The 17,796-nt window shown below is 68.3% G+C and carries 14 protein-coding genes; 5 read left to right on the top strand and 9 right to left on the bottom strand.

The features are described from left to right. Window positions 1-71 precede the first annotated feature (71 nt). Window positions 72-1,559, bottom strand: coding sequence for an NAD(P)/FAD-dependent oxidoreductase (locus AB0J78_RS27640; protein WP_363793974.1), 1,488 nt, complete (start codon window positions 1,557-1,559; stop codon window positions 72-74). An 82-nt stretch (window positions 1,560-1,641) separates the two neighbouring features. Between AB0J78_RS27640 and AB0J78_RS27635 the strand changes: the two genes are divergently transcribed. The 3 genes from AB0J78_RS27635 to AB0J78_RS27625 all read left to right on the top strand — a co-directional run bounded on the left by AB0J78_RS27635 (window position 1,642) and on the right by AB0J78_RS27625 (window position 3,667). Continuing rightward, window positions 1,642-2,247 carry a helix-turn-helix domain-containing protein gene (locus AB0J78_RS27635; RefSeq protein WP_363793972.1) on the top strand — a complete coding sequence of 202 codons (606 nt, stop codon included), beginning with the start codon at window positions 1,642-1,644 and terminating at the stop codon, window positions 2,245-2,247. A gap of 184 nt (window positions 2,248-2,431) precedes the next feature. After that, window positions 2,432-3,211: a hypothetical protein gene (locus AB0J78_RS27630; RefSeq protein ID WP_363793970.1), complete on the top strand. Its 780-nt coding sequence runs from the start codon at window positions 2,432-2,434 to the stop codon at window positions 3,209-3,211. A 207-nt stretch (window positions 3,212-3,418) separates the two neighbouring features. Further along, a complete protein-coding gene (locus AB0J78_RS27625) occupies window positions 3,419-3,667 on the top strand; it encodes a hypothetical protein (RefSeq protein ID WP_363793968.1) in 249 nt (82 codons plus the stop codon). Window positions 3,668-3,730: 63 nt separating this feature from the next. On the opposite strand, the gene AB0J78_RS27620 is transcribed toward AB0J78_RS27625, so the two are convergent. The 8 genes from AB0J78_RS27620 to AB0J78_RS27585 all read right to left on the bottom strand — a co-directional run bounded on the left by AB0J78_RS27620 (window position 3,731) and on the right by AB0J78_RS27585 (window position 15,433). Beyond that, window positions 3,731-5,950 carry a 3-hydroxyacyl-CoA dehydrogenase NAD-binding domain-containing protein gene (locus AB0J78_RS27620; RefSeq protein WP_363793966.1) on the bottom strand — a complete coding sequence of 740 codons (2,220 nt, stop codon included), beginning with the start codon at window positions 5,948-5,950 and terminating at the stop codon, window positions 3,731-3,733. Between the two features lie 14 nt (window positions 5,951-5,964). Next, window positions 5,965-7,179: an acetyl-CoA C-acetyltransferase gene (locus AB0J78_RS27615; RefSeq protein ID WP_363793964.1), complete on the bottom strand. Its 1,215-nt coding sequence runs from the start codon at window positions 7,177-7,179 to the stop codon at window positions 5,965-5,967. 234 nt (window positions 7,180-7,413) lie between these two features. Continuing rightward, a complete protein-coding gene (locus tag AB0J78_RS27610) occupies window positions 7,414-8,730 on the bottom strand; it encodes a heterodisulfide reductase-related iron-sulfur binding cluster (RefSeq protein WP_363793962.1) in 1,317 nt (438 codons plus the stop codon). Continuing rightward, complete coding sequence (locus tag AB0J78_RS27605; RefSeq protein WP_363793960.1) at window positions 8,730-9,968, bottom strand: FAD-binding oxidoreductase; 1,239 nt, start codon at window positions 9,966-9,968, stop codon at window positions 8,730-8,732. Before AB0J78_RS27605 ends, AB0J78_RS27610 begins: the two co-directional genes overlap by 1 nt. Continuing rightward, window positions 9,968-11,470 (bottom strand): FAD-linked oxidase C-terminal domain-containing protein, encoded by a 1,503-nt coding sequence (locus AB0J78_RS27600; protein WP_363793958.1) that lies wholly within the window; start codon window positions 11,468-11,470, stop codon window positions 9,968-9,970. The genes AB0J78_RS27605 and AB0J78_RS27600 overlap by 1 nt, the downstream gene beginning before the upstream one ends. Window positions 11,471-11,827: 357 nt before the next feature. Further along, window positions 11,828-12,988 carry a nucleotide pyrophosphatase/phosphodiesterase family protein gene (locus tag AB0J78_RS27595; protein WP_363793956.1) on the bottom strand — a complete coding sequence of 387 codons (1,161 nt, stop codon included), beginning with the start codon at window positions 12,986-12,988 and terminating at the stop codon, window positions 11,828-11,830. 60 nt (window positions 12,989-13,048) lie between these two features. Next, complete coding sequence (locus AB0J78_RS27590; protein WP_363793954.1) at window positions 13,049-14,191, bottom strand: acyl-CoA dehydrogenase family protein; 1,143 nt, start codon at window positions 14,189-14,191, stop codon at window positions 13,049-13,051. A gap of 111 nt (window positions 14,192-14,302) precedes the next feature. Beyond that, window positions 14,303-15,433 (bottom strand): CaiB/BaiF CoA-transferase family protein, encoded by a 1,131-nt coding sequence (locus AB0J78_RS27585; RefSeq protein ID WP_363793952.1) that lies wholly within the window; start codon window positions 15,431-15,433, stop codon window positions 14,303-14,305. Window positions 15,434-15,561: 128 nt separating this feature from the next. Between AB0J78_RS27585 and AB0J78_RS27580 the strand changes: the two genes are divergently transcribed. Together AB0J78_RS27580 and AB0J78_RS27575 are read left to right on the top strand one after the other, a co-directional pair. Beyond that, window positions 15,562-16,278, top strand: coding sequence for a MerR family transcriptional regulator (locus AB0J78_RS27580; protein WP_363793950.1), 717 nt, complete (start codon window positions 15,562-15,564; stop codon window positions 16,276-16,278). A 157-nt stretch (window positions 16,279-16,435) separates the two neighbouring features. Further along, the gene (locus AB0J78_RS27575; RefSeq protein ID WP_363793948.1) at window positions 16,436-17,770 is read left to right on the top strand and encodes an AMP-binding protein; all 1,335 of its coding nucleotides are present in this window, start codon (window positions 16,436-16,438) and stop codon (window positions 17,768-17,770) included. Window positions 17,771-17,796: the final 26 nt, after the last annotated feature.

The following is a 17,796-nucleotide window of genomic DNA, read 5'->3' as shown; positions in this document are numbered from 1 at the left end:
CTCGACAGTGACTCGATCACTATATCGAACGCCCGTGCGAAGCTTCAACGGGGTTGGGCGATCCGATCACCTCAGCGCGCGGTGACCTCGTAGTCGGACAGGTCCGCCTTCCTCGTGCGCGCCCAGTACTTCCAGGTGAATCCCGGCCACAGCGTGCGGTTCACGCCGTTCTCGTCGAGGTACCAGCTCCGGCACCCGCCGACCGACCACACCCCGTCGCCCAGTTCGGACTGGAGCTCGCGGTTGAAGGCGTCCTGCACCGGCTGACGAACGTCGACCTGGCCGATCTCGCCCTTGTGGATCCGGCGGATGCAGTCGATCACGTAGTTCAGCTGCGACTCGATCATGAACACGACCGAGTTGTGGCCGAGGCCGGTGTTCGGGCCGAGGAGGAAGAACAGGTTGGGGAAGCCGGAGACGGTGATGCCGAGGTAGGTCTCGGCGCCGTCGCGCCAGGTGTCCTGGAGCTTGCGTCCCTCTCGCCCGACGATGGCGAGGTGGTCGTAGGCGTCGGTGACGTGGAAGCCGGTGCCGTAGATGATCGCGTCGACCTCGTACTCCTGGCCATCACCTGTCACCACGGAGCTCTTCCGGACCTCGGTGACGCCGCTGGTGTCGACGTCGACGTTGGACCGGTTGAGCGCGGGGTAGTAGTCGCTGGAGAGCAGGATGCGCTTGCACCCCATCGAGTAGTCCGGCGTGACGGCCTCGCGCAGCTTCGGATCCGAGATCGTCTTGCGGATGTAGCGCTTGGACAGCCATTCAGCGGCCTTGCCCAGGCGCTTGTTGAACACAGCGAAGAAGCGGGCTTCGAGGATCCAGTACATGGCGACGCGCGCCGTGCGCTGCGCCAGCGGAACGGTGCGGAACAGCTTCTTGACCGACTCCGGGATGGCCCGGTCGGGCTTGGGCTGGATCCACGGGGGCGTGCGCTGGAACAGGTGCAGCTTCTGGGCCTGCTCCGCGACGCGGGGGACGAACTGGATCGCGCTCGCGCCCGTCCCGACGACCGCGACGCGCTTTCCTCGCAGGTCGTAGTCGTGGTTCCACTCCGCCGAGTGGAAGATCTCGCCTTCGAAGTCCTGCACACCGGGCAGGTCCGGGTAGCTGGGGATGTGCAGGGCACCGACGCCGGAGACCAGGGCCCGGCCGACGTACTCGGTGCCGTCGCCGGTGGTGACCAGCCAGGTCTTGGCCTGCTCGTCGTATTCGGCGCCGGTGAACTCCACGCCGTGGTGCACGTGGTCGCGGACTTGGTACTTGTCCGCGCAGTGGCTCAGGTATTCGTTGATCTCGCCCTGCTCGGCGAACAACCGCGACCAGTTCGGGTTCTGCTCGAACGAGAACGAGTACATCAGCGAGGGCACGTCGCAGGCGCAGCCCGGGTAGGTGTTGTCCCGCCAGGTCCCGCCCAGGTCGGAGGACTTCTCCAGGACGATGAAGTCGTCGATGCCGGCCTGCTTGAGCTTGATCGCCATGCCGAGACCGGAGAACCCGGTTCCGACGATGACGACCGAGGTTTCGTATCGACGCTGGCCAGGCGACTGCTTCTGCACCATCAGAGCCCCTCCTCGGACACCGGCACCTTATCTACTCTGCAGTAGGCTACTACGAGTAGGTTACCTGCGGTAGGGTTGATTCGTGACGAGGTCTACTGCACCGGCCAGCGGCCGCAAGCGAATGTCCCGGGCCGAGCGCGAGGCGCAGATCCTGGAAGTCGCGGAGCGGGTTTTCGCCCACGCCGGTTACCAGGCGACCTCGATGGACGACATCGCCGGCCAGGTGGGCCTGTCCAAACCGATGCTCTACGAATACTTCGGTTCCAAGGAAGGCCTGCTGCTGGCCTGCCTGCAGCGGTCCAAGGCCGAACTCCTCGAAGCCACCAGCCGCGCCGCCGCCGAGGCCACCAGTCCGGAGCAGAAGCTCCACGACTGCCAGTTGGCCTTCTTCCGCTTCAGCGACGACCACGCGCAGGCGTGGGCGCTGCTGCGCAACGAGTTCTCCATCCCCAGCGCCCCGGTCAACACCGAACTGGAGGCCATCCGCGTCCAGCAGCGCTACTTCACCGCGGACCTGCTGCGAACGGTGTGCGAAGACCTCGACCACCAGCAGGCCGAGGTGTACGCCGAGGCGATCATCGGTGCCAGCGAGCGGCTCGCCGTCTGGCGGGACCACCACCCGGAGGTCACCGCCGAGAAGGCCACCGAGCACATGATCGCGCTGTTCGCTCCGGGCCTGGGTTTCTAGAACCACCACCGGGCGCGGGGCGCGAAGCGGTGCATGGGAACCTCTCTCCCGGTGCCGCACCCGCGCCCACGCACAGATCTTCACTCGTTCGGGCTGCATTCGCCGCTAGCGGCTCAAGATCCTCTAGAACGTCTCCGATGTCGAGTCAGCCGTGCCAACACCTCCGACTCGAGGAGATCCAATCTTGCGCTCCTGGACCACGCGCACAGTCAAGGCGGCCGTCATGGCCGCGGGCCTCGCCACTGTCGGCACCGGTGCCGCGAACGCGGCGGGAACCACCGACATCGAAAAGCCCGATCTGACGTCCGTTCCGGACGAGATCACCGCCGGGATCCCGGCCAACGCCTGCCAGATGCAGGAAGGGCCTTCGTTCAGCCCCACCAAGGCGCCGTGCGCCGACGCGAAGCTGGACGTGAGCTCGCCGAACGTCATCAAGAAGGTCGGCGTGGACATCACCAAGACCGGGCACGGCGTTGCCGGTGAGCTGCAGGACGGACGTCCTGTGCTCGCCCCCGGCAAGCCGAACCGCGTGCTCGGGCACGTCTTCGCCGAGACCACCCGGGTTTCGAAGATGACCAAGACCCGGCCGACCGTCGCCGGCTCGGTGACCCCGGGTCACCTCGGCATGGTGTACGAGCACACGCCCGACGCGGCGCTGCTGGACACCGAGATCGGCCCGCGCAAGCCGAACCACCAGGGCTTCTCCGCGATGGACACGGCGGTGGCGCTGACCGCCGCCCAGGGCTACGAGTCCGAGCCCATCAGCAACCCGGTGGCCCTGGTCGCACCGACCCTGCAGAACAACCCGCTGCAGACCTCCGGTGAGCCGCTGACGCTGGCCAAGCCCAGCGACGTGCTTCCCGCGACGAAGAACACCCCGGTCGTGTCCGAGGCCGACAAGGTCGTCGGCGGAGCCGCGGAAGCTCCGCTGCAGCGTGTCACCGGCGTCCTGCCGCTGAACTGAGAAAAGCGATGCAGCCGGAAATCCACAGTGGAATGTCTGATTCACCGTCACTCCATCGAGGGTATTCGGCTGAAAACGCCCTTCTGAGTTCGACTTGAGCGCGACTCATGTCGCAGACTCTGCCGCGCGACGCAGGAGAAGCGCAGAAATTCCCTGTGCCGCAAGGGTTAACGCCCTGAAGAAAAGTCATCCATAAGGAGAACCACAGTGCGTACCGCTGCACGTATCGCCGGCGTTGCCGGCGCCGCCACCGCCATGCTGGCCCTGGCCGGCCCGGCGTTCGCCGACAGCGCGGACAACGAGGGCGTCAACGGGGCGAACGACAACAACATCAGCGCCGTTCCGGTGCAGGGGTGCGGAGACAACGTCGCCGTCCTCGGCGCAGTTGTCCCGGTTCTGTCGCCGCAGACCCCGGAGTGCGTCAACGCCCCGATTGTGGACCACGCCGAGGGCTGAGCACGCTGAGCGAACGACGAGGCGCCGGGCCCCTTTCGGGTCCGGCGCCTCGTTTTTGTCAGCTCACTCGGCCGCGGTGGCCTTCACGATCTCCGCGTCCGGCTCGCCGTTGTCGAACGGCTCACCGTTGGCAGCACGCTTGACCAGCGACTCCGGAGGCTGGAACCGGTCGCCGTAGCGCTCCGCGAGTTCGCGGGAGCGAGCGACGAAACCGGCCAAGCCACCCGGGTAACCGTTCATGTACTGCACGACGCCGCCGGTCCACGGCGGGAAACCGATGCCCATGATCGAGCCGATGTTGGCGTCCGGCACGGACGTCAGCACGCCCTCGTCGAGGCACTTCACCGTTTCCAGCGCCTCGACGAACATCATCCGCTCGGTCAGGTCCGTCAGGTCGACCGAGGCGGGGTCGGTGTCGGCGGACCCGAAGTGCTCCACCAGGCCCGGCCACAGACCGGTCCGCTTGCCGTCGGCGTAGTCGTAGAAGCCGGCACCGCCGGAGCGACCGGGACGGTCGAACTCCTCCACCATGCGGTCGATGACCTGCTCGGCGGGGTGCGGAACCCACGTGCCACCAGCGGCTTCCACCGCCGCCTTCGACTCGTCGCGGATCTTGCGCGGCAGGGTCAGGGTCAGCTCGTCGAACAGCTGCAGCACCGGAGCCGGGAACCCGGCCTGCGAGGAAGCCTGCTCGATGGAAGCCGGGTGGATCCCCTCGGCCAGCATCGCCACGCCCTCGTTGATGAAGGTGCCGATGACCCGGCTGGTGAAGAACCCGCGACTGTCGTTGACCACGATCGGCGTCTTGTTGATCTGACGCACCACGTCGAACGCGCGGGCCAACGCGCGGTCGCTGGTCTGCTCGCCCGAGATGATCTCCACCAGCGGCATCTTGTCGACCGGCGAGAAGAAGTGCAGCCCGATGAAGTCCTCGCGCTTGCGGACCCCTTCCGCGAGGTCGGTGATCGGCAGCGTCGAGGTGTTCGAGCACAGCAGGGCGTCGTCGTCGATGACGTCCTGGATCTCGCCGAAGACCTGGTGCTTGAGCTTGAGGTTCTCGAAGACCGCCTCGATGACGAGGTCGCAGCCCGACAGCGGCTCGATCTGGTCGGTCGCGGTGATGCGGCCGAGCAGCTCGTCGGCCTTCTCCTGCGTGGAGCGGCCCCTGGCTACGGCCTTCTCCAGGATCTTCGCCGAGTAGTCCTTGCCCTTCTCGGCGTTCTCCAGCGAGACGTCCTTGAGGACGACCTGCATGCCGGCCTTGGCGCAGACGTAGGCGATGCCGGCGCCCATCATGCCGCCACCGAGAACCGCGACCTTCTTCGCGCGGAACTCCGGTTCACCGTCGGGACGGCTCCCACCGGCGTTGATGTGTTGCAGGTCGAAGAAGAACGCCTTGCTCATGTTCTTCGCGGTCTGGCCGCAGACCAGCTCGACGAAGTAGCGGCCCTCGATGTCCAGGGCGGTGTCGAAGTCGACCTGGCTGCCCTCGACCGCGGCGGCCATGATGTTGCGCGGCGCGGGCATGGGGGCGCCCTTGAGCTGCTTTCGCAGGTTGGCCGGGAACGCGGGCAGGTTGGCGGCGAACTTCGGGGACGACGGGGTGCCGCCGGGGATCTTGTGCCCGGGGGTGTCCCACGGCTGAGCGGCCTCCGGATTGGCCTTGATCCACTCCTTGGCCTTGGCCAGCATCTCCTCGGGAGTGTCGACCAGCTCGTGGATCAGGCCGGTCTTGAGGGCCTTGTCCGGTCGCAGCTGCTGCCCCTGCAGCAGCACGTTGAGCAACGCCTCGGCGATGCCCAGCAACCGCACGCTGCGCACCACGCCGCCGGCGCCGGGCAGCAGTCCGAGGCTGACCTCGGGGAACCCGAACCTGGCCTTGGGGTTGTTCAGCGCGACGCGGTGGTGGCAGGCCAGCGCGATCTCCAGGCCGCCGCCGAGGGCGGTGCCGTTGAGCGCGGCGACCACGGGCTTGCCGAGCGTTTCCAGTCGGCGCAGCTGCTTCTTGACGTTGGCCGTGGTCGCGGAAACGGACTCGGCGTCGCCGGCACGGGCTTGGATGAGTTCACGCAGGTCGCCCCCTGCGAAGAAGGTCTTCTTCGCGGAGGTGAGGACGACGCCGGTGATGTTGTCGCGCTCGGTTTCCAGGCGGTGCAGGATCGCGTCCATGCTGGCCTGGTAGCGCAGGTTCATGGTGTTGGCCTGCTGCTGGGGGTCGTCCAGGGTCAGCACGACGATTCCGTCGGCGTCGGACTCCCAGCGGATGGTGTTCTGCTCGCTCATGTCTGATGTGTCCCTCAGCCGATCCGTTCGACGATGGTCGCGATCCCCATGCCGCCACCGATGCACAGCGTTGCCAGGCCGTATCGGAGGTTGCGGCGTTCGAGTTCGTCGATGACGGTGCCCAGGATCATCGCCCCGGTGGCACCCAGCGGGTGGCCCATGGCGATGGCACCGCCGTTGACGTTGACCTTGTCGTGGTCAACGCCGAACTCCTTCATGAACTTCAGCGGAACCGCGGCGAAGGCCTCGTTGATCTCGATCAGATCGATCTGCTCGATGCTCATGTCGGCCTTGCCCAGCGCCTTGCGCACGGCCGGTCCGGGGCCGGTGAGCATGATCGTCGGGTCGGCGCCCGAGAGTGCCGCGGAGACGATGCGGGCGCGCGGCTTGAGCCCGGTGCGTTCACCGAGGCCCGCGCTGCCGATCAGCGCCAGCGCGGCGCCGTCGACGATGCCGGAGGAGTTCCCGGCGGTGTGCACGTGGTCGATGTTCTCGACCCAGTGGTACTTCTGCAGGGCGACGGAGTCGAAACCGCCCATCTCCCCGATGTCGGCGAACGAGGGCTTGAGACCACCGAGGGAGTCGGCCGTGGTGCCGGGGCGGATGTGCTCGTCGCGGTCGAGGACGGTCAGACCGTTGCGGTCCTTGACCGGGATCACGGAGTCGCCGAAGCGGCCGTCGGCCCACGCCTTGGCGGCGCGGTCCTGCGACTCGGCCGCGTAGGCGTCCACCGTGCCGCGGTCGAAGCCTTCGATGGTGGCGATGAGGTCGGCGCCGATGCCCTGCGGCACGAACGACGTGGCGTAGTTGGTCTCCGGGTCCATCGCCCAGGCTCCGCCGTCGGAACCCAGCGAGACACGAGACATGGACTCGACACCGCCGGCGAGGACCGCGTCCTCCCAGCCGGATCGGACCTTCTGCGCAGCGATGTTGACGGCTTCCAGACCCGAAGCGCAGAAGCGGTTCAGCTGGACGCCGGCGACCGTTTCGGGAAGGCCGGCGGCGAGCGCGGCGGTCTTGGCGATGTCGCTGCCCTGATCACCCACTGGCGAGACCACGCCGAGCACGACGTCATCGATCAGCGCGGGAGCGAGCTGCGGATGACGGCGCTGCAGCTCCTCGATCAGGCTCACGGCGAGGGTGATCGGCTTCACCCCGTGCAGCGAACCGTTTTTCTTTCCACGACCCCGCGGTGTGCGGATCGCGTCGTAGACGAACGCCTCGGACATGTGTGGCGTGCCTCCTCATTGCGGCAGGTGCTCCACCCAGAGTGTGACACCAATGCTGTCACAGTCAATGACCATCGCACTGTCGGCCGGACGGAGCAGCGCGGTGTTCCGAGCATGGGAACCTTCCGTTCACCATCCACCCACGAACCGGCCCGAGTTCAGCGATGAAGGTTCCCTTGCTCTCAACGACGAAGCGGGGCCGTCGCAACGACGGCCCCGCTCATCGACACGAACTCATCGCAGCAGTGAGTCCGCTCCCGCGCCGCGGATCGAGGCGTCCAGCACCTGCACCGTGTGCGCCATCGACATGCTCTCCCCACGCCGCTCCAGGGCGGTGCGGATCTGCATCGAGCAGCCGGGGTTGGCCGTCACCAGCAACTCCGCGCCGGTGTCGAGCACGTTCGCGGCCTTGCGGTCACCGAGCTCCCGGGCGGGCTCGGGCTGCAGCAGGTTGTAGACGCCGGCCGAACCGCAGCACAGCTCGGCCCGGTTGATCTCGCTGAGCTGCAGCTCGGGGATGGCGCGCAGCAGGTCGCGCGGTTGCGACCGGATGCCCTGCCCGTGCGCGAGGTGGCACGCGTCGTGGTAGGCGATCTTCACCGGCAGCGGGTGGCGTTCCGCCACGGGACCGAGATCCACCAGCAGTTCGGCGATGTCGCGCACCTTCGAAGAGAACCGCTCGGCCTTCTCCCGGTACTCCGGGTCGTCCTGGAGCAGTCGCGGGTACTCCTTGAGCGTCGACCCGCACCCGGCCGAGTTGATGACCACGTGGTCCACGCCGGACGCTTCGAAGGTGTCCAGCAGCTCACGGGCGAAGCCGACCGCTTCCTCCTCCCGTCCCGAGTGCTCGCTGAGCGCACCGCAGCAGCCCTGCGAGGGCGGAACGACCACGTCGCATCCTTCTGCGGCGAGGATTCGGGCCGTGGCCGCGTTGACGTCGGGGAAGAACGCCGACTGGACGCACCCGGTGATCATGCCGACGGTCGCGCGCCGCTCACCCCTGGCCGGGACCCGCTGCGGGAGCTTCTCGGCGCGACTGATGGGCGGAGCGAGGGATTCCATGACCTGGAGCCCTGCGGGGAGCTTGTCCATCAGCCCGGTGCGCTTGAGCAACCGCCCCAGCCGGGTCCGCTGGTAGAGGGCGAGCGGGCCGCGCATCGCGCGGAGCCGCTTCGGGTAGGGGAACAGCGTGAAGATGGCCGTGCGCAGCAGTTTCTCGAACCGGCTGCGCTCGTGGTGGCGTTCGACCTGCGCACGGGTCTCGGTGATCAGCGTGCCGTACTGCACGCCTGATGGGCAGGCGGTCACGCAGGCCATGCAGCCCAGGCAGGCGTCGAAGTGCTCGACCACGTTGTCGGTGAGCGGTTCGCCTTCGAGTCCTTCCTTCATCAGGTAGATGCGCCCGCGAGGGGAGTCCATCTCCTCGCCCCACAGGTCGTAGGTGGGGCAGCTGGGAAGGCAGAAGCCGCAGTGAACGCAGTCGTCGATGAGTTCGCGCTGCGGCGGGTGGAAAGCGTCGAAGGCGCCTGGGCGGGCCGGGGTCTCGGTCATCAGATTCCTCCCACGAACCGGCCGGGGGCGAGCCGGTGTTGCGGATCGAACTGGTCCTTGGTGCGGCGCATCAGCGCGAGCGGTCCGGCGGCGACGGGACCCCACGGGTCCACGACCTCCAGAACCTCGCGCGGAGCGCGTTCGAGCACCGCGTAGTCGGCGCGGTCCCGCAGTTGTGCGGTCAGCCGGGCGATCGCCGCCGGGTCCACTCCTGCCGGCAGGCCCACGTGCAGCACGCCGAGCCCGATCGCGCCGCGCACGGAAACCGGCAGGTCACCGAGGCTCTCCTCGATGGCGGTCAGCAAGGCGCGCATGGCGGCGGGCTTGGCGCCGACGCGCAGCCCGGTGCCGTCGGCGTCGAACGGGTGCTGCCCCCACCACCGCGGCGGCTGGTCGACGACCTCACCGCCGACCGCGGACGCCAGTTCCAGCGCGCGATCGTGGGTGGCAGAAGGGCGTCCTTCCAACTGCCCGCAGACCGTGAGCGCACCGCCATCCGGCCGGTCGATCTCGATGGCGGTGGGCATCGCCTGCGAATGGCGGATGGTGTCAGCGGCTTCGGCGGCCGCGGCGGGATCGTCGGCGGAGACGGTGATCCACCGGTGTTCGGCGGCCACGGGATGCAGCCGGAACACGGCTTCGGTGATCACGCCGAGGGTGCCGAACGAGCCGGTGTAGAGCTTGCAGAGGTCGTAGCCTGCGACGTTCTTGACGACCTTCCCGCCGGCTGTGGTGACGGTGCCGTCGGCGAGCACCACGGTGATGCCGATCAGCAGGTCACGAACGCCGCCGAAGAGGTGCCTGCACGGCCCGGAGGTGGCTGTGGCGATGACCCCGCCGACCGTGGCGGTGGCGAGGGGCTGGTCGATGGCGAGTTGTTGGCCGCCTTCTCGCACGACGCGGTTGATGTCGGCGATCGGGGTGCCCGCCAGCGCGTGCACGACCAGGTCGCCTGCGGCGTGCTCGACGATCTCGTTGGCCGGGGAGACGTCCAGCAGCAGGTCGACGTCACGGGGCGGGGCGCCCCAGTCGAGCTTGCTGCCCGAGCCCGTGGGCACGACGCGCAGTTGGTGTTCGGCGGCGACCTTCATCGCCGCTGCTGCTTGTTCGGTTTCCTTCACCGCGGCCACCAGCTGGTGGCCGATTCCCTTGGCGTCGTCCGCAGCAGGGCGCACGTTGTGGGCGCCGAGCGCGGCCACCAGTGCGTCGTGGGCGGCGTCGGTGGTCTTCGTGTGCATCAGAACTGCTCCGCCAATCCCGCTTCGGTCAGGGGGTGCACGCCTTTTCGCCGTCCCGGCACTTCCCCGCACAGCCTTGGTGTGGGGAAGACCTTGCCCGGGTTGCAGATCCCGACCGGGTCGAACGCGCAGCGGACCCGCTGCATGGTGTCGAGGTCATCGGCGGTGAACATGCGGCCCATGTACTTGACCTTGTCCGCACCGACTCCGTGCTCGCCGGTGATGGACCCTCCGTGCTCGATGCACAGGTCGAGGATCGCGCCGGAAACGGCCTCGGCGCGTTCACCCGCACCGGGTTCGGCGTCGTCGAAGAGCACGAGCGGATGGAGGTTCCCGTCACCGGCGTGGAAGACGTTGGCCACGCGCACGCCGGATTCGCTGGACAGGCGGGAGATGCGCCCCAGCACCTCGGGCAACGCGGTGCGCGGGATGACCCCGTCCTGAACGATGTAGTCGGGGCTGATGCGGCCCACTGCCGCGAAGGCCGATTTGCGGCCCTTCCAGATCATCGCCCGCTCCGCGTCGTCGGCCGCGACTCGGATCTCGAATGCGCCGTGCGCGCGGCAATGCCGTTCGACCTCGGCGAAGGTGTGCTCGACCTCGGCCGCCGGACCGTCGAGCTCGACGACGAGCACGGCTCCGGCCCCGTCGGGGTAGCCGCACTGCACCGCTTGTTCGGCGGCCTCGATGGCCAGGGCGTCCATCATCTCGATGGCGGCTGGGGTCACGCCGTCGGCGATGATCGCCGACACCGCCGCGCCCGCCTCGTCCGTGGAGGGGAACCCGGCGAGCAGCGTCTGCACCGCTTCCGGTTTGCGCAGGAGGCGCACGGTGATCTTGGTGACGACGCCGAGAGTCCCCTCGCTGCCGACGAAGGCCCCCATGAGGTCGTATCCGGGAACATCGCGCGCATCGGAACCGAGTTCGACGAGTTCGCCGTCAGGGGTGACCACTTCGATGCCGAGTATGTGGTTGACGGTGAAGCCGTACTTCAGGCAGTGCGCGCCTCCGGAGTTCTCGGCCACGTTGCCGCCGACCGAGCAGACCTGCTGGCTCGAGGGGTCAGGGGCGAAGTAGTAGCCCTGCGGCGCAGCGGCTTTGGTGACGTCGAGGTTGATGACGCCGGGTTCGACGACGGCCCGCTCGTTGGCGATGTCGATCTCCACGATGCGGCGCATCTTGGAGGTGACCACCAGGACTCCGGAGGAGTGCGGGAGCGCCCCACCCGACAGGCCTGTTCCAGCACCTCGCGCGACGAAGGGGATCTCGTTCGCGGCGCAGGTTCGCACGATGTCCCGGACCTGCTCGGCGGTCTCGGGGAGCACGACCACCGCCGGCACGACTCGGTGGCTGGCGAGCCCGTCGCATTCGTAGGTCCGCAGTCGCTGCGGGTCGGTGATGACCGCTACGTCCGGCAGCAACGCGCGGAACTCCTGTAGCGCGGTCTCCAGCGCGGCTGGGCTTCCCGCCGCTCGCTCGGTTTCGACACTGGCCGACTGCATTGTTCAGCCTCCCGGGAAACTTCCGCCTAGCAGAATTAAGGTTCCGTGAAAGGAAATCCTAGGTTGCTCACAACATAGATACAAGAGGTGGACAAGGCGGGTTCCTGTCTCCTCGAGTGTGCCTGAATATGCACGTCAAAGACGATCTACGCAGGTCGAGGCCGCGGTGGAACGGTGAACGAAAGGTTCCCTTGCACCACTCGATCGTTCCCAAGCCCCCACCACCACTGCCTGCGGTGAGCGGAAGGTTCCCTCCCTCCGGCCAGGGAGCCGACCTGAAGGGGCCCACCAGGTCATCAACGGCAGGGCGGGGACCGGAGCACCCGGCGAGCGACGCCGCTCGCCGACCACCGGTGCTCAGCCTCCGGTCACCAGCACCGGCACCAGTTGTTCCGCGGCGGTCAGGGAACCGTGGTGTCCCCGCAGCTTCGACTCGCCGGGCTCGACCACCGAACGGATCACCCCGGTGGTGCGCAGGATCGCCAGCACGTCACCGATGCGCGGGCTCACCGCCGCCGACACCGGACCGAAGTAGCCCTCGTCGATGGCCTGTTCCCGGGTGATCACCGCACCGCGCTCGCCGATGGTGTCCCGCCACGCGGCCAGCACGTCGTCCCGCGCGCCGGGGTGGGTGTAGACGTGGCGCACGCGCACCTCGCCACCGAGCAACCGGACGCCGTCGAGCAGTGCGGGGTCGCTGTCGGCGTCGATCGACGCTTCAGGGTCCAGGTCGACCATCCCGTGGTCGGCCACGACGCCGAGCACCACGCCGGGAGGTAGTTGCTCGGCGACCATCTGCACGAACGCGTCGATCTGCCTCAGCTGCATGCGCCACTGGATCGAACCGGGTCCGTGGATGTGTCCGAGCAGGTCAACGCCACCGTGGTAGCCGTAGCAGAGGGTGGGACCGGGACTGTCGGCCGCGTCGAGGAGCTCTGCGGCCAGCTCCCCCAACTCCCGCACTCCGCGGAAGCTCCCGCCGCGCAACGAGGCCCTGGTCAGTCCGCTCCCCTCGAAATGCGGGGGCACCGCGGTGCGGACGTCGACACCGGCGGCCACGGCTCGTTCCAGCACGGTCGTGTTGGGCTGCACCTGCTCCGGGGGCCACTGCTCCATCAGGCTGGCCCGCTCGCCGTCGGCGCCGGTGGGGGCGCTGCGCGCGGTCCAGCTCAGCGGGTGCAGCAGGCCACCGCCCGGTTCCGCGAAGGTGTAGCCGACGAGTCCGTGCTCGCCGGCGCACCGGCCGGTGGCCAGCGAGGTGATGCTGGTGACCGTGGTGGTGGGGAACCCTGCTGTCAGTGGCGGCGAGTGCTGCAGGCTCGCCAGGAACGGCGCATCGGATGCGTGGGCCCGCAGCAACTCGTGTCCGAGGCCGTCGATCAGCAGCACCAGGGCGTTGCGGCAGGGTGGGATGCCGATGGTGTCGGTGTAGCGGTCGACGCCCATCGCGGCCAGCATCGACGGCAGGACGTCGCGCAGCGCGCGACCATCGGGGTCGGGGGCGACGATCCAGTCCACGGCTCGTCTCCTTCACGGCGGGTTGCGGGAACCGGCGGGCGCCGGTTCCCGACGACGCCGTCAGAATCCCATGGATCGGCCGATGATCTCCTTCATGATCTCGGTCGTGCCGCCGTAGATGGTCTGAACCCGCGCGTCCAGGTAGGCCTTGGCGACCGGGTACTCGGTCATGTAGCCGAAGCCGCCGTGCAGCTGCAGGCAGCGGTCGATGACCCGCTTGTTGAGTTCGCTGAGCCACCACTTGGCCATGGCGGCGTGTTCGATGCTGAGCTCACCGCGCACGTGCTCCTGCACGCAGCGGTCTGCGAAGACCCGCCCGATCTGGACCTCGGTGGCCATCTCCGCGAGTTCGAAGCGAGTGTTCTGGAACTTGCCGATCGGACGACCGAAGGCGGTGCGATCACGGCAGTAGTCCTTGGTGAGCTCCAGGATCTTGGCGGCCGAGGCGATCGAGGCCACGCCGATCGACAACCGTTCCTGCGGCAGGTTCTGCATCAGGTAGATGAAGCCCTGGCCTTCCTCGCCGAGGAGGTTGCGGGCGGGCACGCGCACGTCGTTGAAGAACAGCTCGGCGGTGTCCTGGGCCTTCTGGCCGATCTTGTCGAGGTTGCGGCCGCGTTCGAATCCGGGCATGTCGCGCTCGACCACGAGCAGGCTGATCCCCTCGTGTCCCGCGTCCGGGTCGGTGCGGGCCACCACGATCACCAGGTCGGCCATGATGCCGTTGCTGATGAAGGTCTTCTGCCCGTTGATCACGTAGTCGTCGCCGTCGCGGATCGCCGTGGTGCGGATGCCCTGCAGGTCGCTGCCGGCGCCGGGCTCGGTCATGGCGATGGCGGAGATGAGCTCTCCGGAGCAGAACCCGGGCAGCCAGCGCTGCTTCTGCTCGTCGTCGGCCAGCTTCATCAGGTAGGGCGCGACGATGTCGTTGTGCAGCGGTGATCCGAACCCGGAGACACCTGCGGAGACGAGTTCCTCGTCGAAGACGACGTTGAACCGGAAGTCGTCGACGCCGCCGCCCCCGTATTCGTCGTCGACGGCGAAACCGAGCAGGCCCTGCTCACCGGCGGCTCGCCAGGATTCCCGGCTGACCTGCCCTGCGGCCTCCCACTCCTCGATGTGCGGGACGAGTTCCTTGTTGATGAAGGTCCGAGCCGTTTCGCGGAACGCCTCGTGCTCGGCCTCGAACAACTCCCTGCGCATCTTCACGCTTCCTTCCGGTTGGTGGCGGGTGGCGCGAGGAAGGGAACCTTCCTGTCATCGCCGACCTGCGGAGCGGCTGTGTCGGAACGTGCCGGTCGACCGCGCCGTGGATCATCGCGGAGCGGACTGCATCGCCCCCGAGTCGAGCAGGTCTTGGGGAAGTCCCCAGTCGCGCAGCACCTCTTCGGTGTGCGCGCCGGGGGCGGCGATGGCGCCGGGCGCGGGGTTCGGGGTTCGGCTGAACCGGGGCGCGGGCGCCGGCTGCACCCGTCCATCGCGGCGCACCAGGGTCTCGCGGGCGGCCAGGTGCGGGTGCTGTTCCGCTTCGGCCATGGACAGCACCGGTGCGACGCAGGCGTCGGAGCCGTCGAACACCTCGGTCCACTCCTGGCGCGTGCGCTGCTTGAACTTCTCGGCGAAGGCCTCCCGCAGCTCCGGCCAGTTCGTGGCGTCGTCGCGATCTGGGACCTTTCCTGTCAGTTCGAGCTTGTCCAGCAGTTCGGCGTAGAACTTGGGTTCCAGCGCGCCGACGGAGATGTATCCGCCGTCGGAGGTTTCGTAGACGTCGTAGTAGGGCGCTCCGGTGTCGAGCAGGTTCGTGCCGCGTTCCGTGCTCCACCCGCCGGATCCGAAGAAGCCCCACAGCATGGTTCCCAGGTGGGCGGTTCCGTCGACGATCGCGGCGTCGACGACTTGGCCGCGTCCGCTCACGCGGGCTTCCAGCAGTGCGGCGAGGACGCCGACCGCCAGGTACATGGCGCCGCCACCGAAGTCGCCCAGCAGGTTCGCAGGCACCTGCGGGGGTCCGTCCTTGCGGCCGATGAGGTGCAGCATTCCGGTGAGCGAGACGTAGCCGACGTCGTGGCCGGAGGTGTGGGCGAGCGGTCCTTCCTGACCCCACCCGGTCATCCGCCCGTAGACCAGCCGGGGGTTGAGCTCCCAGCACTGGTCGGGCCCGACGCCGAGGCGTTCGGTGACGCCCGGCCGCAGGCCTTCCAGCAGCACGTCGGCCTCCTGGGCCAGTGCGAGCACGGCTTGCGGGCCCTGTTCGTGCTTGAGGTCGACCTGCACCGACCGCTTGCCCCGGTTGAGCAGGTCGTCGGCGCCGCCGGCGCCGGGTCGGTCGACGCGCACGACGTCCGCGCCGAGGTCGGCCAGCAGCATCGCGCAGAAGGGTGCCGGACCGAGGCCGGCGAGCTCGACGACTTTCACTCCGGCCAAGGGGCCGCCCGTTGCGGTCACGACAGATTCCTCTCCACGACGCGCCAAGCCCGAGCCTCGGACAACGCTGTGTCACGCGACACGCGAACCACGACGCAATCAGTGTTACATCGTTGGTGTAACAGCGGTCAAGGAGTAACGTGACCCGCATGCTCCGAACTGCGGACGAAGAGCTCACCATCGACGAACTGGCCGCCCGTGCCGGAGTGACCGTGCGAACGGTCCGCTTCTACTCGTCGCGCGGCCTGCTGCCGGCTCCCCGTCTGCGCGGCCGTCTCGGACTCTACGGCGCTGAACACCTCGCGCGACTGGATCTCATCCGTGAGCTGCAGACCCTGGGTTTCACCCTGTCCGCGATCGAGCGGCACCTGCAGCGCATCCCGGAGGGTTCTTCGCCGGACGAACTCGCCTTGCAGCGCGCGCTGATCGCGCCGTGGACCGACGAGCACGCCGAAGACCTGGACCGCCACGAGCTGGACCGCCGCGCGGGCCGTCACCTCGACGACGAGCTGGTCGCGCACCTGGTGGAACTGGGGATCCTGCAACGCATCGACGATTCCGACGAGCTGCGGTTGCCCAGCCCGGCGATGCTGGGAGTGGGCCTGCAGATCCTCGACCTGGCGCTGCCGCTGGAGATGCTGGTGCAGGCCAAGGGGATCGTCGAACGGCACACCGCGCAGATCGCCACCGAGCTTCGGGAGCTGTTCGCGGAGAACGTGCTGCGGCCGTACATGGAGCACGGGCGCCCGGAGGACGAGCGCGAGCGAGTGCGCGCGGTGACCGACCAGCTCCGGCCCTTGACCATTCAGGTGCTGGTCAACGGCTTTCAGCGCGCCGTCAACGACGTCATCCGCGACCACGTCTGATTCCTCCTGATTTCTCCGGAAAATCAGCGAAGTGAACCGGTTCGTCGGAACGTGATTCCAGCTTTCGGCGCTGGCTTCGACCGGGCCTGATCAGGTTTCATCGCCTCAACGCGCGTCAATCGCAACCGCTGTTCGGGGCGAGGGGAGATCGGCTGCGATGAGCACCTTGGACGACTGGGCCGAGGCAGCACTGGAAACGACGATCCCACGACTGTTCTCCCGCAACACCGCGCAGTTCCCGGACCAGCCCGCGCTGACCGACGACGGCCGGACCCTCACCTGGAAGCAGGCGGGCGAGGAGGTGGCGCTGCTGGCCGCAGCTCTCAGCGAACTCGGTTTGCAGCGGGGCCAGACGATCCTGCTGATGATGTCCAACCGAGCCGAGCATTGGCTCGCAGACGTCGCCGCAACACATCTGGGCGCGGTTCCCAGCACCCTGCACCCGGCGCTGAGCCAGGACCAGGTGCACGCGATCGCCACCCACAGCCGCGCCCGAGTGGTGGTGCTGGAGAGCAACGACCAGCTGCGGCGGTGGGCGAAAGCGCTGCGCAACGACAGCACTGTCGAACACGTCGTGGTGCTCGACGAAGCGGTGATGATCAGCGCGGACCACCGCTTCCGAACGTGGTCCGAACTGCGAAGACACGGCGCGCAACGGCTGATCGACGACCCCGGTCTGCTGCGGCGGGAAAGCGCACCGGTCACCCCTGCGACACCGGCGGCCATCATCTACCCGAGCGAGGACAGCGATCGGCTCAAGGGCGTGGTGCTGACCCACAGCAACATCTGCTTCGCCGCCGCCGCGCTGCACCACCTCACCCGACCCGAACCGCACACCGCGCGCCTGAGCTACCTGCCGCTGAGCCACATCGCCGAACGCGTCGTGGGCGTCTACGCGGCGATCCACGACGCCGCGCACGTGCACTTCTGCGGTGATCGCGACGAGGTTCTCGACGAGCTGCCGAGAGCCCGGCCCGCGCTGTTCTTCGCCTCGCCGCAGGTGTGGTCGCAGCTTGCCGGTCTGCTGCGCAGCGTTCCAGCGGAGCAGCGCCGAACGCCCCGGGACCGCGAGCGGGTGCGGGCCCGCGTCGGGCTGGATCGGACGGTGTGGCCGTCGATCGGTTCCGGACCGCTCGACCCCGAGGTGCTGGAGCTGTTCAACGGCGTCGGGCTGGACGTCTGCGAGCTGTGGGGCCTGATCGAGACGACCGGTTGCGCCACCACGAATCGTCCCGACGCCCGCCGCACGGGCACGGTCGGCCGGGCGATGCCCGGCATGGAGGTGCGCATCGCGTCCGACGGCGAAGTGCTGCTGCGCGGACCGCTGGTGTGCGCGGGTTACCTGGAGGCCGACGGGATGGTCCGTCCCGTCACCGATGCCGAAGGGTGGCTGTCCACGGGCGACGTCGGCGAGCTGGACGCGGACGGGTACCTCACGATCACCGGGCACAAGCCGGAGCTGTTCGGCGGCGACATGCCCTTGGCCTTGTGACCGCGGGTTCCGAGCATGGGAGCCTT

Origin of the sequence: Saccharopolyspora sp. NPDC049426, from assembly GCF_040676935.1 — a bacterium.
Taxonomy (GTDB): domain Bacteria; phylum Actinomycetota; class Actinomycetes; order Mycobacteriales; family Pseudonocardiaceae; genus Saccharopolyspora.
This window is presented reverse-complemented; position numbering and strand designations above follow the sequence as displayed.